General features: G+C 63.6%; 15 protein-coding genes. 13 read left to right on the top strand and 2 right to left on the bottom strand.

The genetic code is table 11. From position 1 onward, the window contains the following. Positions 1-104 precede the first annotated feature (104 nt). From WNZ15_RS09965 to hypE, 13 genes are all read left to right on the top strand, one after another. Positions 105-500 carry a BlaI/MecI/CopY family transcriptional regulator gene (locus WNZ15_RS09965; protein WP_342892819.1) on the top strand — a complete coding sequence of 132 codons (396 nt, stop codon included), beginning with the start codon at positions 105-107 and terminating at the stop codon, positions 498-500. Then, the gene (locus tag WNZ15_RS09960; RefSeq protein ID WP_342892818.1) at positions 487-1644 is read left to right on the top strand and encodes a M56 family metallopeptidase; all 1158 of its coding nucleotides are present in this window, start codon (positions 487-489) and stop codon (positions 1642-1644) included. Before WNZ15_RS09965 ends, WNZ15_RS09960 begins: the two co-directional genes overlap by 14 nt. Before the next feature lie 518 nt (positions 1645-2162). Beyond that, on the top strand, positions 2163-4490 hold the full coding sequence (hypF, locus tag WNZ15_RS09955) for a carbamoyltransferase HypF (protein ID WP_342892817.1): 2328 nt from the start codon (positions 2163-2165) through the stop codon (positions 4488-4490). A 481-nt stretch (positions 4491-4971) separates the two neighbouring features. After that, a complete protein-coding gene (locus WNZ15_RS09950; RefSeq protein ID WP_342892816.1) occupies positions 4972-6852 on the top strand; it encodes an NAD(P)H-dependent oxidoreductase subunit E in 1881 nt (626 codons plus the stop codon). Beyond that, positions 6849-7577: a 2Fe-2S iron-sulfur cluster-binding protein gene (locus WNZ15_RS09945; protein ID WP_342892815.1), complete on the top strand. Its 729-nt coding sequence runs from the start codon at positions 6849-6851 to the stop codon at positions 7575-7577. Before WNZ15_RS09950 ends, WNZ15_RS09945 begins: the two co-directional genes overlap by 4 nt. Next, positions 7574-8143, top strand: a complete 570-nt coding sequence (locus tag WNZ15_RS09940; protein ID WP_342892814.1) for an NADP oxidoreductase — start codon at positions 7574-7576, stop codon at positions 8141-8143. The genes WNZ15_RS09945 and WNZ15_RS09940 overlap by 4 nt, the downstream gene beginning before the upstream one ends. 14 nt (positions 8144-8157) lie before the next feature. Continuing rightward, on the top strand, positions 8158-9600 hold the full coding sequence (locus WNZ15_RS09935; RefSeq protein ID WP_342892813.1) for a Ni/Fe hydrogenase subunit alpha: 1443 nt from the start codon (positions 8158-8160) through the stop codon (positions 9598-9600). Positions 9601-9709: 109 nt separating this feature from the next. Beyond that, on the top strand, positions 9710-10168 hold the full coding sequence (locus tag WNZ15_RS09930) for a hydrogenase maturation protease (RefSeq protein ID WP_342892812.1): 459 nt from the start codon (positions 9710-9712) through the stop codon (positions 10166-10168). Further along, positions 10161-10502 (top strand): hydrogenase maturation nickel metallochaperone HypA, encoded by a 342-nt coding sequence (hypA, locus tag WNZ15_RS09925; RefSeq protein WP_342892811.1) that lies wholly within the window; start codon positions 10161-10163, stop codon positions 10500-10502. The genes WNZ15_RS09930 and hypA overlap by 8 nt, the downstream gene beginning before the upstream one ends. Continuing rightward, entirely contained in the window at positions 10502-11317 is an 816-nt protein-coding gene (hypB, locus tag WNZ15_RS09920) for a hydrogenase nickel incorporation protein HypB (RefSeq protein WP_342892810.1), read from the top strand. Before hypA ends, hypB begins: the two co-directional genes overlap by 1 nt. 10 nt (positions 11318-11327) lie before the next feature. After that, positions 11328-11594: a HypC/HybG/HupF family hydrogenase formation chaperone gene (locus tag WNZ15_RS09915; protein WP_342892809.1), complete on the top strand. Its 267-nt coding sequence runs from the start codon at positions 11328-11330 to the stop codon at positions 11592-11594. Further along, positions 11591-12718 (top strand): hydrogenase formation protein HypD, encoded by a 1128-nt coding sequence (hypD, locus tag WNZ15_RS09910; RefSeq protein ID WP_342892808.1) that lies wholly within the window; start codon positions 11591-11593, stop codon positions 12716-12718. Before WNZ15_RS09915 ends, hypD begins: the two co-directional genes overlap by 4 nt. Beyond that, complete coding sequence (gene hypE, locus WNZ15_RS09905) at positions 12715-13752, top strand: hydrogenase expression/formation protein HypE (RefSeq protein ID WP_342892807.1); 1038 nt, start codon at positions 12715-12717, stop codon at positions 13750-13752. The genes hypD and hypE overlap by 4 nt, the downstream gene beginning before the upstream one ends. Before the next feature lie 12 nt (positions 13753-13764). On the opposite strand, the gene WNZ15_RS09900 is transcribed toward hypE, so the two are convergent. Further along, positions 13765-14040, bottom strand: coding sequence for an amphi-Trp domain-containing protein (locus WNZ15_RS09900; protein ID WP_342892806.1), 276 nt, complete (start codon positions 14038-14040; stop codon positions 13765-13767). After that, on the bottom strand, positions 14037-15389 hold the full coding sequence (locus WNZ15_RS09895; RefSeq protein WP_342892805.1) for a metallophosphoesterase family protein: 1353 nt from the start codon (positions 15387-15389) through the stop codon (positions 14037-14039). The genes WNZ15_RS09900 and WNZ15_RS09895 overlap by 4 nt, the downstream gene beginning before the upstream one ends. Between the last annotated feature and the right edge of the window lie 11 nt (positions 15390-15400).

Here is a 15400-nt window from a genome sequence, read left to right as displayed (position 1 = left end):
GATGCGACCCCGTTCACCGACTAAAACAATAGTAATTCCCGGTACGATGGTGCAACAATGGACGGTGTAAGCCCCAACCAATCCGAAATGAGCACAGACCTGTAATGAGAAAGCGGAAGAGCAACGAGTTTTTGACCGAAGTCGAACTGGAGTTCATGACCGAACTCTGGAAACTCGGTGAAGGCTCCGTTCGGGACATACTGGCGACGCTGCCACCCGAGCGCAAACTTGCTTACACCTCTTGTGCCACCATCATGCGGATTCTGGATGAGAAGGGCTTTGTTGACAGCCGGAAAGAAGGCAAGACATTCATCTATAGCCCTCGGCTGACCCGCGATACCTACCAGTCCCGTTCTATCCGAAACCTGTCGGACAAGCTGTTTGACGGAACACCGGCGTCGCTGGTGGCCCGTCTTGTCGACGAATACGAGCTTTCGGGAGACGATCTGGAGGAAATTAGAGCGTTGCTGGACAGGAGGAGGACAGATGACGCCAGTTAGCCAGGTCTTCGATGTTTACATCGATCTGAACATCACGCTTGCCATCGCCACGCTGGTGTGGGTAAGCGCCAAGCTGATGATGGCCCGTTTCGGAAACAAGCTCGACTTCCCGGTCCAGCTTGGCCTCCTGAACGGGCTGTTTGCCATCATACTTCTGTCGCCGATCGCCGCGGCGGCCTATCAGTACATGCTGTCCCAGCAGATGGTTCCGGCGATCCTGTCGGTCAATCTGGCCGACTATGCCGTGTCGCAATACCTGCGCGGCGGCATTGCCATCCCCGCAGAGGATTTTCAGGCACTGCTCGGGTTTCGGGCGCGGCTGAGCGAAAGCGTCCTGACCCTGGCGCCGGGGGTCGGAACGGGCCTCGCTCTGGGACTTCTGGCCGGGTTCGCCTGGTTCAGCGGCAAGCTGGTCACCAGCTTTGTCCGCCTCTACCGGATGCTGGCCACGTGCCATGACTGGCGGCGCAACGGGCGCGTCCGGCTGCTGCTGTCGGACCACGCCCTGGTGCCGTTTTCCGCGCGCGGTCTGTTGAACCACTATGTGGTGATCCCGTCGGATCTTCTGGGAGAACCGGAGGACCTGAAGCTGGTGGTGAAACACGAGCTGCAACACCTTCGCCAGGGGGATGTCGCCTGGGAGATCGGTCTGGAACTGCTGCGCCCGTTGTTCTTCTGGAACCCGTTCTTCTATGTCTGGAAATCCGAGGTGGAACGCCTGCGCGAACTCGCCTGCGATCAGAGGGTCGCGGAGAAGGCCCATGTGGACCTGAGGTCCTACTGCATGTGCCTGTTGCGCGCCGCCCAGGCGGGGCTGCGAAAACGCGGCCATCAGACAGGCGGGGACCGGTCGAACGGCATCGCCGCCGTTGCGCTGCTCGAAGTGCAGGACCGGCTGTTGCGCCGCTCACCGGGACAGAAACTGCGGCGGCGCGTGGAAGCCCTGCTGGAGACAAACAGGATCCGTCCGCACCGGGGCATGACGCTTCTTGCCGTTCTGCCGATGATCGCTGTCATCTTCCTGACCGCTTTGGCAATCCAGAAACCGTCCGACTGGAGCCAGGACCGGCTGATGCTCTCGGCCATCGTCAATCTGGAGCGGCTGGAGACCATCAACAGCTTCGGCCAGCAACCCCTGCGCTGACGGCTGCTGTCATCCTGTCCGGGCGCTTCGGCGCCCGGATCGGTCTTTCCGGACGTTCTGAAACCTGGCCTCCCCGGCCTTGAGCCGGGGTCTTCCCGTGTTGGTCCCGGCTCGAGGCCGGGACAGCGCGTGGGCCTTCCTGCCTTGAACCTCGCCGACGCCGGCATGTAATACCAACCTCGACAAACAAGAACCCATCTGACCGTGTCTGGAGACTGTTCAGCAAGAAGCAGGTCGCAGGGCGATATGGGTTATCGTCCAAGACCTTCGACGCTGCGGAACAGTCTCCAGACACGGCCTTCGGTGGCCTGTTCCGGCCCGCCGGACGGCGTTGCACTGCTTGAACGGCCAACCAGGCCGTCCTGCGCAACGCGCCTGGCCGGCAAACAGGAACAGTGCCATCAGATGGGTACTTATTTGTTGAGGATGGTATAAGGGAACAACAATCCTTTTTGGATTGGACGTTGCCGTTCGTTTGTCATTCAATCCATGCAGACACCAGTGAACGTGAACGACGCATGACAGGGGCCGGCACGATCAGGACAGGTAAACTCATTCGCGTCAGCGGGCTTGTCCAGGGCGTCGGCTTCCGGCCGTTTGTCTGGCAGCTTGCAGCGGAACTCGATCTTTCCGGACATGTGTTCAATGACGGCGCCGGTGTCCTGATCGAGGTCCACGGGTCGCCGGAAAAACTTGCCTCTCTTCTCGACAGGCTTCGTACCCGGAAGCCAGTCCTTGCCCGAATAGACGCGATCGATGTCGCCGAGGCAGACACCGGACCTCGCCGGGGCGATTTCCGCATCCTGGAAAGTCGGAAAGGCACGATCAGGACCGGGGTCGTGCCGGATACCGCGACGTGTCCGGATTGCCTGGCGGACATACGAAATCCCGCGGACCGGCGTTACCGCTACCCTTTCACCAATTGCACGCATTGCGGACCGCGGCTGTCGATCCTGCGGCACATTCCCTACGACCGGGCCTCGACGTCGATGGCGATGTTCGGGATGTGCGCGGCCTGCCGGGCGGAATATGACGATCCGGCAGACAGGCGTTTTCATGCCCAGCCGGTTGCCTGTCCGGTCTGCGGACCGCGCCTGTGGTTCGAGACGGTGGAGGGTGAAGAACCGGAGGGCGATCCGGTAAACCTTGCCGCCGAGCGGTTGAAAGCCGGTGTCATCCTCGCCGTGAAGGGGCTGGGCGGGTTTCAGATCGCGGTGGATGCAAACAACGCGGAGGCGGTCGCGGAGCTGCGCCGGCGCAAGCAGCGTCCCGGCAAGCCGCTGGCGTTGATGGCGCGGGATCTCGGCCAGATCCGCCGGTTTGCCCATGTCAGCGGCGCGGAAAGCGAGCTGCTCGCGAGTCCGGCTGCTGCCATCGTGCTGCTGGAACAATCCGGCGAGGTGCTGGCGGACGGTGTCGCCGGTGCGTTCGACCGGTTCGGCTTCATGCTGCCCAACACGCCGCTGCATCACCTGCTGATGGCAGAGCTCGATGGACCGATCGTGCTGACGTCCGGAAATCTCTCGGACAACCCGCAGGAGACAGACAATGCGGCGGCGCGAAGAAATCTTTCCGGGATCGTCGACGGGTTCCTGATGCATGACCGCGAAGTCGTCAACCGGCTGGACGACAGCGTCGTGCGGCTGGACCGCGCCGGGCCGGCGATACTGCGGCGGGCACGGGGTCTTGCGCCGGCGCCGGTCCGCCTGGATGCGTCCTTCGAGACCGCTCCGAAGGTTCTTGCCATGGGCGGCGAGCTCAAATCCACATTCTGTCTTCTGGACGGTGCAAATGCCATCCTGTCCCAGCACATCGGAGACCTGCAAAACGCGCCGACCTTCGCCGACTACAAGCGTCTCATCGACTTTTATCTCGATCTGCATCAGTTCCGGCCCGAGCTGATTGCGGTCGACTGTCATCCGCAATTTTTGTCGGCGGGGCATGGCGCGCAGCTCGCCCGCCGCTATGGGGCGGCGCTGGTGCCGGTTCAGCATCATCATGCTCATATGGCGGCCTGTCTGGCAGAACAGGGTCATGGGCTTTCGGCCGCAGGCAGGTGTTTTGCCGTGGTGCTCGACGGACTGGGCTGGGGCACGGATGGCACGATCTGGGGCGGCGAGGTGCTGGCAGGCGGCCTGAGCCATGCCGACCGGGTCGCGCATCTTCCGCCCGTGCCGCTTCCGGGCGGCGCGGCCGCGATCCGCGAACCCTGGCGCAATCTTGTCGCCCATCTCCACGCAGCCTTCGGGCCAGGTTACCGCGCACATCTTGAGGGAACGGGGCTGGCAGCGGCTCTGGAGGAAAAGCAGGCGGCGGTCCTTGACCAAATGATCCAACGGGGTGTCAACGCCCCGATGTCCTCTTCCGCTGGTCGGCTGTTCGACGCGGTTGCTGCTGCAACCGGCCTCTGCTTCGACCGGCAGAGTTTCGAGGGCGAGGCGGGGATGCGACTGGAAAGCCTCGCCCGGCCGATGCTGGCAGCCGAGGAGGGATACCCGCTCGCTCTCTCCGGCTCCGGTGCCACCGTTGCCGGCGTCGACCCGTTCTGGAGCGCACTCGTTGCGGATCTGCGCGGCGGCCTACCGGCGGCGCAGATTTCAGCCCGGTTCCACCTCGGGCTGATCGACGCCCTGGCAAGTGCGCTTGCCGGGGCGGGGGCGGCGGCCCCGGACACTGTCGCGCTCTCCGGAGGTGTCTTCCAGAACGTCCTTTTGCGCGACGGTGTGACGGCAAGGCTGACTTCGGATGGCTTAAGGGTCCTCAATCACACAAGGGTTCCCGTCAATGACGGCGGGTTGGCGCTGGGGCAGGCCGTGATTGCGGCGGTGCAGCGTGACCGAAGATGACTGCGAGGGGATGGCACGCCGCAGTGGCATTTCACTCCGCGGTCATCCCTGACTTGATCGGGGATCCATTCCACCTCACCACTGGGTTGTGGAAGCTGGAATAGTCTGTACCGCAGAGACAGCATTCCGCCCGACCCGCTCTGGAAACGATTGGATCCCCGGTCGCGCTGCGTTTGCCGGGGATGACTGCCGGGGGAGAGGATGCAGCGGTGCCAGTTCCTTCTGCGGTCATCCCTGACCCGACTTGATCGGGGAAGGGGGAGGGCGTGCCGAAGCTTTCAGTTCCTGGCGTCTGCGTTGATTTCAGGCATGTTGACATGGCTCAAGGACGGCATGCCGCAACTCTGGGAGCCTGCAGGGCATCGGGCTTTTTCACAGGTGTGTCCTGAACCGGCTGCATGATGGAAAGCCACCAGGGTCGATGGTCAAATCGATTTGGGAACCGGAGCGATGCGGTCCCGCAGGCTGAGAGGGAGAGGCAATGGAGGACGGCTGCAGGGAGACCAGCGGTGTGAGCACGACGGTCTGTCCCGTCGCGGCGCCTCCGGCCGAGGAGATCGCAGCGATCTGTGCCGCCTTCGGAAACGACAGGCACCGGATGCTCGATATTCTCCGGGAGGTTCAGGATCACTACCACTGCATCGCGCCGTCAATCATGGACATGGTTGCCGAGGAAACCGGCCTGACCCGCATCGAGGTGGAAGGTGTCGCGAGCTTCTATTCGTTCCTGTCGCTGACACGCAAAGGCCGGGTCACGATCCGCCTGTGCGACGACATCGTCGACCGGTATGCCGGCCTGGACCAGGTGGTCCTGGTTTTCGAAGAGGTGCTTGGCATCCGGATCGGCGAGACCTCCGCCGACGGCGCCTTCTCGCTGGAATACACACCTTGCATCGGCATGTGCGACCAGGCCCCCGCCGCGATGGTGAACGACGTGGTCCTGACACGGTTGACCCCGGAAACGGCCCGGTCCGCGGCCGAAGCCCTCAAGGCCGGAACCGGACCGGAGCAGCTTGTCAGCGCGCGGTTCGACACACTGACGCCGCATGAGCAGGCAAGCCGCATGGTCGACAACAACATCCGCCACGCCGGCGAGGTGCTGCTCGGGCCTGTGCCGGCAGAGGCGGGACTGGAAAAGGCGGTGCGGATGACGCCCGCCCTGATCGTCTCGGCCATCGAGGACAGCGGATTGCGCGGCTGCGGCGGCGCCGGTTTCACCACCGGCCGAAAGTGGCGGTTCGCGGCAGCCGAGCGCGCGGAAAAACGGTTCGTGATCTGCAATGCGGATGAAGGCGAGCCAGGAACGTTCAAGGACCGTGTGCTCCTGACGGAACGGCCGAACCTCCTGATCGAGGGCATGACCATCGCCGCCAGGGCGGTCGGGGCAAGCGACGGCATCCTTTATCTGCGCGGCGAATATGTCTACCTGCGGGACCTGCTGGAGCAGGTGCTCGAGGAGCGCCGGCGGCGCGGCCTGCTCGGCAAGGGCATTCTCGGGGTCAAGGGCTTTGATTTCGACATTCGCCTGCAACTCGGTGCCGGGGCCTATATCTGCGGCGAGGAAGGCGCGCTCATCAGTTCCTGCGAGGGCCTGCCGGGCGAGCCCAAGACGCGCCCGCCGTTTCCGGTCAACCGGGGCTATCTCGGTCACCCGACGGTGGTCAACAACGTGGAAACCTTCTGCCACGCCGCGCGCATTGTCGACAAGGGGGCGGCGTGGTTTCACGCCATGGGTACGGAGGGGTCCCACGGCACCAAGCTGTTTTCCATCTGCGGCGACTGCCTCAATCCCGGCATCTACGAGCTTGCCTACGGCCACACCGTGCGGGAGGTCCTGGATATGGCCGGGGGCGGGGACGCGGCGGCGGTCCAGGTCGGCGGCCCGAGCGGGGCGATGATCGCAAGGGACAGTTTCGACCGCAGGCTCACCTTCGACGATCTGGCCACAGGCGGCGCGATCATCGTCTTCAACGGCCAGCGCAACATCCTGGAAATCGTCGAATACTACATGTCCTTCTTTGTGCATGAGAGCTGCGGCTACTGCACGCCGTGCCGTGTCGGCAACGTCTTCCTGCAGAAGGCGATCGCGAAGTTCCGCAAGGGTCTCGCCAATCCGGAAGACATCGACTACCTGAAGGATCTTTCCGGCACGATCATCGAGACCAGCCGCTGCGGACTCGGCATGACTTCGCCCAATCCGATCCTGTCGACCCTGCAGAACTTTCCGCTGGTCTATTCGGCCATGACCAAGCCGAACAAGGACGGCATCCGGGACAGTTTCGACATCCAGTCGGCCATTGACGGCGCGCGCAAGATCGCCAAGCGCCGGTCCTATATTTTCGACAGGGATTTTACCCAATGAGCGGCACGCGCAAAGAGACCGGCTTCTCCTTCACCATCGACGGGGTCGAGGTCACCGCCTATGCGGGTGAAACGATCATGGAAGCCGCCGACGAGGCCGGGGTCTATATCCCGCGTCTGTGCGACCACGAGGGATTGCGCCACCAGGGGAGCTGCCGGGTCTGCACCGTGAAGGCGGGCGGGCGCAGCGTTGCCGCCTGCACCCAGCCGGCAGCACCGGGCCAGGCGGTCGAGAACGAGACCCCCGGTCTCACCAAGATGCGCCGGGACCTGGTCGAAATGCTGTTCCACGAGGGCAATCACCTGTGCCCGATCTGCGAGGCGAGCGGCAATTGCGAATTGCAGGCCATGGCCTACCGCCTCGACATGACCGAGACCACACGGTTTCCCTATCTGGAACCGTGCCGGCCGCTGGATGCCTCGCATCCCGATATCGCGCTGGACACCAATCGCTGCATCAGTTGCGGACGCTGTATCCGCGCCTCCCAGGATGTCGATGGCAAGGGCATCTTCGGCTATGTCGGACGCGGCATTCACCGGCGCGTCGCGGTCAATGGAGAGAACCTCGCCGACACGGATGCGGAGGTCACGGATCACGCGATTTCATCGGAGGTCTGTCCGGTCGGCTGTATCATCCGCAAGCGGGTCGGCTTCGTCACACCGATCGGCGAACGCGAGTTCGACAAGGGTCTGATCGGTCACGAGATCGAGGAGAAGCGCAAATGAGCACGCTTCCCAAGGCCCGTATCGCAACCGCGTCCCTGGCCGGTTGCTTCGGTTGTCACATGGCGATCCTCGACATCGACGAGCGGCTGATCGACCTGATGCAGCTCGTGGATGTCGACCGGTCGCCGCTGACCGACAAGAAGCGCTTCACCACGCGCTGCGATATCGGCCTCATCGAGGGCGGCTGCTGCAACGAGGAGAACGTGCATGTGCTGCAGGACTTCCGGCGCAATTGCGACGTGCTGATCGCTTTGGGCCAATGCGCCATCATGGGCGGCCTGCCGGCGATGCGCAACGCGATCATGCATTCGGACGCGCCGCTCAGGGAGTGCCTGGATGAAGCCTATATCACTGGTAAATACATCCGCAACACGACCCACAACGTGCCCAACGACCCGGCCCTGCCATTGTTGCTGGACGAGGTCTATCCGTGTTCGGACGTGGTCAAGATCGACTACCAGATCCCGGGCTGCGCGCCGGGCGGCGACATCATTTTCGATACGCTCTCCAAGCTGCTGACCGGGAAGTTCCGGGGCTTCGAGCGCGAAATGATCAAATTCGACTGAGGCGCAAGGCTGACATGAGCGAACCCAGACTGATCGAGATCTCGCCTGTCACCCGTGTGGAGGGCCACGGCAAGGTGACCATACACCTCGACGAGAACAACGAGGTCGATGAGGCACGACTGCATATCGTCGAGTTCCGCGGCTTCGAGCGGTTCATCCGGGGCCGGCTCATGTGGGAAGTGCCGGTGATCGTGCAGCGGCTGTGCGGCATCTGCCCGGTCAGCCATCATCTGGCGGCGGCCAAGGCGATGGACATGATCGCCGGGGTCGACCAGCTCACGCCGACGGCGGAAAAGATGCGCCGGCTGATGCATTACGGCCAGGTGATGCAGTCCCATGTGCTGCATTTTTTCCATCTGGCGGCGCCGGACCTGCTGTTCGGCTTCGGTGCGCCGGCGGAAAAGCGCAACATCTTCGAAGTGATCAAGGAAAAGCCGGAACTCGGAAAACGCGCGATCCTGATGCGCAAATTCGGTCAGGAAATCATCGAGGCGACAGCGGGCAAGAAGGTCCATGGCACTGGCGCCATTCCAGGCGGCATCAATCGCAACCTGCCCGTGGAGCGCCGTGATCACTTCCTTGCCTCGATAGATGAAATGACCGGGTGGGCGCAGGATGCGGTCAAGCTCGCGCGCGACTACACGCTGGAGCATGAGGACCTGGTCGCCGAATTCGGCTCTTTCCCGTCCAGCTACATGTCGATCGTGCGCGAGAGCGATGGCGCGCTGGATCTTTATCACGGCACGCTGCGGGCACTCACGTCCACCGGCGAGGTCCTGTTCGATCAGGTGCCCTACACGAAATATCACGAGCTGATCGTCGAGGACGTGCGCTCCTGGTCCTACATGAAATTCCCGTTCATCCGCGAACTCGGACCGGAGAACGGCTGGTACCGGGTCGGACCGCTGGCGCGCATGAACACGGCGAGCTTCATCGATACGCCGCTGGCGGACGCCGCGCTCAAGGAGCTGAAGGCGGTGACCTGCGGTACACCCAACAATTCGACGCTCGCCAATCACTGGGCCCGCATGATCGAGGTGCTGCATTGTGTGGAGAAGATGCGCGAGCTTCTGCACGATCCCGATCTTCAGGGCACCGATCTGATCGCGACAGGCGAGCGGCGCGAGGAGGGCATCGGCGTGATCGAGGCACCGCGCGGAAATCTCATTCATCACTACAAGGTCGATGAGCACGACCAGGTCACCTATTGCAACCTGATCGTCTCCACGACCCATAACAACGAGGGCATGAACCGGGCGGTGAAGGATGTCGCGATCAAGCACCTGTCCGGCAAGGAGCAGATTACCGAAGGCATGCTCAACCATGTCGAGGTGGCGATCCGTGCCTACGACCCGTGCCTGTCCTGCGCCACCCATGCGCTGGGCCAGATGCCGCTTCAGGTGGAGCTGTTCGACGCCGGCGGAGCGCTGGTCGACAGCCGGACGCAATGCGTGTGAGGGCGACCACGACCCTCAGCCGCCCCGACCCCGGAGCCCTGGTCCGGGCGAAGGTCCCGGCTCAGGGCCGGGACGGCGCTGTGGTCGAAGATTGTGCGGGGCCCGAACCATGCTCCTGATCGGTTACGGCAATCCGGGGCGCGGTGACGACGGGCTTGGCCCGGCGTTTTCGGACGGCATGGCCGCGCGCGGTCTGGCGGGGGTTGAGATCGACACCGACTACCAGCTCGTCGCCGAGCATGCGCTGGCCATTTCGACCCATGATCTCGTCGTGTTCGCGGATGCGGAAATCGGCGGGGCCGGCGGCTATTCCTTTCGCGAGATCACACCGGGCGCGCCAGAAGTGCTCGGCAGTCATTCTCTGGTGCCGGAAACGGTGCTGGCGCTGTGCGAGACACTCTACGGGGCACGCCCGCGCGCCTTCGTGCTCGGGATTTCCGGCTATGACTATGGTGAGGTCAAAGAAGGGCTCTCGGAAAGGGCGGCGGCAAATCTCGCCGAGGCGGAAGCGTTTTTTATGGCGTGGCTGGACGCGAATGTTCGCGGAAAGGACGCCGCTCATGCATGAAATGTCGCTGTGCGAGAGCATTCTCGATATCCTGAAGGACCGGGCCGCCAGGGACAGCTTCACAAGGGTGAAGCGGGTGTCCGTCGATATCGGTCCCTTGTCCTGCGTGGAGCCGGAAGCTCTGCGGTTCGGCTTCGACGTGGTCATGAAGGGCTCGCTCGCCGAGGGAGCCGCGCTAGAAATCTCACGGCCGCCGGCAGAGGCTCTCTGCCTGTCCTGTTTCAGGACGGTGCCGGTGAAAGAGCGGTTCGATACCTGCCCGGAATGCGGCTCCGAAGCACTGCAGGTTGTCAGCGGCGAAGAGCTGAAGATCCGCGAACTGGAGGTGGTGTGATGTGTACTCTATGCGGCTGCGGCGAAAGCCATGACCACAAGCATGACCTGGGTCACGACCACGACCACGGAGAAGGCCACGTCCACTTCGGTGACGGTGCGGCGGGTGTCTCGGTCGCGGGCATGAGCCAGTCGCGGTTGATCCGGCTGGAAGCCGATATTCTGGACAAGAACAGGTCTTACGCCGACCGGAACCGGGCGTTGCTCGCCGGTAAAGGCGTTCTGGCGCTGAACCTTGTATCCAGTCCGGGCTCCGGCAAGACCATGCTGCTGGTGGAGACGCTGAAACAGCTTGCGGGCAGGATCCCCGCCGCTGTGATCGAGGGCGATCAGCAGACCTCGAACGATGCCGACCGCATCCGGGAAACCGGTGCCCCCGCCCTCCAGATCAACACCGGCAAGGGCTGTCATCTTGATGCGCATATGGTCGGCCATGCGCTGGAAAAGCTGCCGCTTGAAAGGCAAAGCATTCTGTTCATCGAGAATGTCGGCAACCTTGTCTGCCCGGCCGGCTTCGATCTCGGTGAAGCCTGCAAGGTGGTGATCCTGTCGGTGACGGAAGGCGAGGACAAGCCGCTGAAATATCCGGATATTTTCGCCAGGGCCGATCTGATGATCCTCACCAAGACCGACCTTCTGCCGCATGTCGATTTCAGTGTCGCCGCGGCGGTCGCGAACGCGCGGCGCATCAACCGCAAGATCCAGGTGCTGCAATTGTCAGCGCGCACCGGTGACGGCATGGACGGCTGGCTGACCTGGCTGGACGCGGCCCGGACCATGCCGGCCGGCGGGCCGCAGGACCTTGCCGCCGAATAGGAGTTTCGACATGTGCCTTGCCATCCCTGCCCGGGTCGTATCCATCGACAGCGACGACATGGCGACCGTTGCCCTGGAAGGTATCCGGAAGCCGGTCTCGACGGCCCTGCTCGATGACGTGACAGTCGGCGATTACGTCCTCGTCCACGTCGGCTACGCATTGCACAAGCTCAGCGTGGAGGAGGCTGAACGCACGCTTCAACTGATGGCCGAGGCGGGAGTTCTGGCCGGGGAGCTGGAAGAGATGACCGGTGAGACTGCGGAGGCGGGGACATGAAATACATCCGGGAATTCCGCGACGGCCAACTGGCGCAAAAACTGGCCGGGGCCATCGCCCGCGAGGCCGATCCGGGCCGGCAGTACCACCTGATGGAATTCTGCGGCGGCCACACCCATGCGATTTTCCGCTATGGCGTTCAGGACCTGGTGCCGGCGAATGTCACTTATGTGCACGGGCCGGGCTGTCCGGTCTGCGTGCTGCCGGTGCGGCGGCTCGACGATGCGATCGAGCTGGCGCTGAAGGACAACGTGATCCTGACCACCTATGGCGACATGATGCGGGTGCCGGGCACAAAGCAGAAGAGCCTGATCAAGGCGAAGGCCGAAGGGGCGGATGTCCGCATGGTCTATTCGACCCAGGACGCGCTGCGGATTGCCCGGGACAATCCGCATCTTCAGGTCGTGTTCTTCGCCATCGGTTTTGAAACGACGACGCCGCCGACGGCGGTCGCCATCCTGCAGGCTGAGGCCGAGGGGCTGACCAACTTTTCCGTCTTCTGCAATCACGTGCTGACGCCGCCCGCCATCGCGCATATCGTCGAGGCGCCCTCGGAGCCGGGAGAGACCCCGGTTCGAATCGACGGCTTTCTGGGACCGTCCCATGTCAGTTCCGTGATCGGCTGGGCGCCCTATCTACCGGCGGCGCGCGACTTCGGGAAACCCGTGGTCATTGCCGGGTTCGAACCGCTCGACGTTCTGCAGTCGACCCTGATGCTGATCCGCCAGATCAATGACGGACGGCATGAGGTGGAAAACCAGTACACCCGTGTGGTCACCCAGGAGGGCAACCGCAAGGCCCAGGCCCTGGTTGACCAGGTTCTGGAGCTGCGCCGGACTTTCGAATGGCGCGGGCTTGGCTATGTGTCGGACAGTGCCCTGAGAATCCGCGCGCGCTTTGCCGGCTTCGACGCGGAAAAACGCTTCGCCGTCAGCCCGAAGGAATCGCGGGAGGTCAAGTCCTGCGACTGCCCGGCGGTGCTGCGCGGGGTGAAGAAACCGACCGAGTGCAAGCTGTTCGGCACGACCTGCACGCCGGACACTCCGGTGGGAGCCTGCATGGTGTCGTCGGAAGGGGCCTGCGCCGCCTACTGGACCTACGGGCGCAAGCGGGCGGTCGCATGAACAGCGTGGATGCACCGCCGGCATACCGCACCGGGTCCGTCGACATGACCCATGGCGGCGGCGGCCGGGCCATGACGACCCTGATCGCGGACCTCTTTCACCGGCACCTGACAAATCCGATCCTGGACCAGGGGCACGACGCGGCGGTGTTCGACGTGCCGCCGGGACGGCTGGTGATGTCCACCGACGCTCATGTGATCTCGCCGCTGTTCTTTCCCGGTGGCGACATCGGTTCCCTGTCGGTCCATGGCACCTTGAACGACATCGCCATGGCCGGTGCGCGTCCGTTGTCGCTGACCGCGAGCTTCATTCTGGAAGAGGGTTTCCCGCTCGCCGACCTGGAACGGATCGTGATCTCCATGGCCCGGGCCGCGCGCGAGGCAGGCGTTCCGGTTGTCTCCGGGGACACCAAGGTGGTTGAAAAAGGCAAGGGCGACGGGGTTTTCATCACCACGGCCGGTATCGGTGTCCTTTCGGAAGGCGTTTCCATTTCTCCCAAGGCCGCGAGGCCGGGACAGGCGGTGCTGGTGTCCGGTTCCATCGGCGATCATGGTGTCGCCATCCTGTCAAAACGGGAGAACCTGGAGTTCGAGACCGAGATCCGGTCCGACAGCGCGGCGCTCCACGGACTGGTTGCGGAGATGACCGCCGCCGTGCCGGGCATTGCCGTCCTGCGCGACCCGACCCGGGGTGGGCTGGCCACTGCACTCAACGAAATCGCCCACGCCTCGGGAACCGGCGTTGTTCTGCAAGAGGAGCAAATCCCGGTCTGTCCGGATGTGGAGGGCGCCTGCGAGCTCCTCGGGCTCGACCCGCTCTATGTCGCCAACGAAGGCAAGCTGATCTGCATCTGCGAGGCGGCGGATGCGGACAGGCTGCTGGCGGTCATGCGCGCGCATCCACTCGGGGGCAGGGCTGCAAGGATCGGCGCGGTCGTCGAGGACGCGGACCATATGGTGATCATGCAGACAGCCTTCGGCGGTTCGCGCGTGGTCGACTGGCTGTCGGGGGAACAACTGCCGCGGATCTGTTGAGGGGACCGGCGCCTAGCCGCCCTTGACCTTCAGCTTGCCGCTGTCCCTGGTGTCGGCGCTGTCGTTGGTCCAGGTCAGGCGCAGGTCGAGGCGGGACTGATCGTCCTCGGAGGTGGCGGTGACGCGCAATGTCATCAGGCCCTTCGGCTCAAGGGTGATTTCGCCGGTGTCGTCGCCGAAGTGCAATTCGCCCTTGGCGATACCGCGCTTGACGGCGTCGAGCAGCTTCTGGACGGACTTCTTGTCCTGGAGGGACTGGTGCCGGAAACGGCCCTTGCGTTCCATCATCGCGACAATCCATGTTGTTGAAGGATCTTTTCCGGGTTGAACAGCTTGGCATGCGGATAATCGCGGCTGATGCCCAATATGGTGCCGTGCGGATGGATGATCGTCGCGCCCGTGCCGATGCCTTCCAGACCTTCGGTGCTTCTGGAGTGGCGGTCAAGGGTGACGTCCGCTTCCAGGTGCAGCAGTCCGTGCTTGGATTTCAGCTGCTGGCCGTCATGCTGGTTGACGTGGCCCTGGACCAGCAGCTTGATGCCGGCCAGATGCAGGTCGTCCACGCCGGTTTCGGTAAGGGGGTGGTCGACATCCCGGTATTTGGTGCGCATCAGGTTCGCCACGGTTCCGCAATAGAATTCGAACGGGTCCTCCCGGCTTTCCTTTCGGAAACGCCGGTTGACATGGGCAACGCCCTTCCTGGAAATCTGCGCGGCCATCTGGTCGTCGATGCCCGCGTGGACGAACAGCAGCGAGCCGCTCTGGTGGACGGCCTTCATGGTCCGGAAGAACCAGCCGTAGCGGCCGTCCGGTTCGACGAACAGGTCCCGGCATTTGAGGGCGGCGGCATAGAGCTGGCGCATCGTCAGGCCCGTTTCGGCGGCATGAACGGCGAACCTGTCGGTCTTCTTCTTCAGTCGCGCCATTTCCTTGGCGATCGCCGCATCGTTCATGCTGCCTGCGGCGGCCTTTGGAAACGCGCGGGTCCACTTCTTGCCCGGTATCATCAGCTTGCGGCAGGTGGCCTCGTCGGGGATGCTGTCCAGCGGGGCGTCCGGATCGACATGCCGGTCGAAAACCTCGCGCAGGAGCGGCATGACCTTCTTGCCCATGCGCACGAACATGTGCGCATTGAGCGCGCCGCGTTTCACGGTCAGGGCCTCCAGGCCCAGATAGAGCCTGAGATCATGGTTGCCCGCGAGCAGAACCACATCCGCGCCGGACTTCATCAGCCAGGCGAGGCTGTCGAGCAGGTCGAGATTGCTCGGGCCCTTGTCGAGACAATCCCCGCCGATGATGATCTGGGAGGCACGGCCGAACACGGTGAGTTCGAATTCCGTCAGGCCGTCACCGGTGCGCCGGATGGCGCTGGCCGCCACGAGGGACCGCAGCAGGCTTTCGGCATCGGCGTGCAGGTCGGATATGAAGACCACCGGCTTGTCAGGCCAGTCCCAGGGACCGAGATCGTTCGCCCGGGCAAGGCTGCCGACAAGATCAGGCACCTGTGCGGCGGCGGTCTGCCGCTGCACGGGCTTGTCGAGCGGCCAGGGAACACAGCTCTGCGGCAGACCGAGATCGATCGCATCGTCGTGCGCGATCGGCGGCAGCAGCGGGGACAGGGGCATGTGGGTCATCATGGCTCTCTCGG

Source organism: Roseibium sp. AS2 (assembly GCF_038900065.1).
Classification (GTDB): domain Bacteria; phylum Pseudomonadota; class Alphaproteobacteria; order Rhizobiales; family Stappiaceae; genus Roseibium.
Note: the sequence above shows the minus strand (reverse complement) of the source record. Positions and strands in the feature narration are given on the sequence as shown.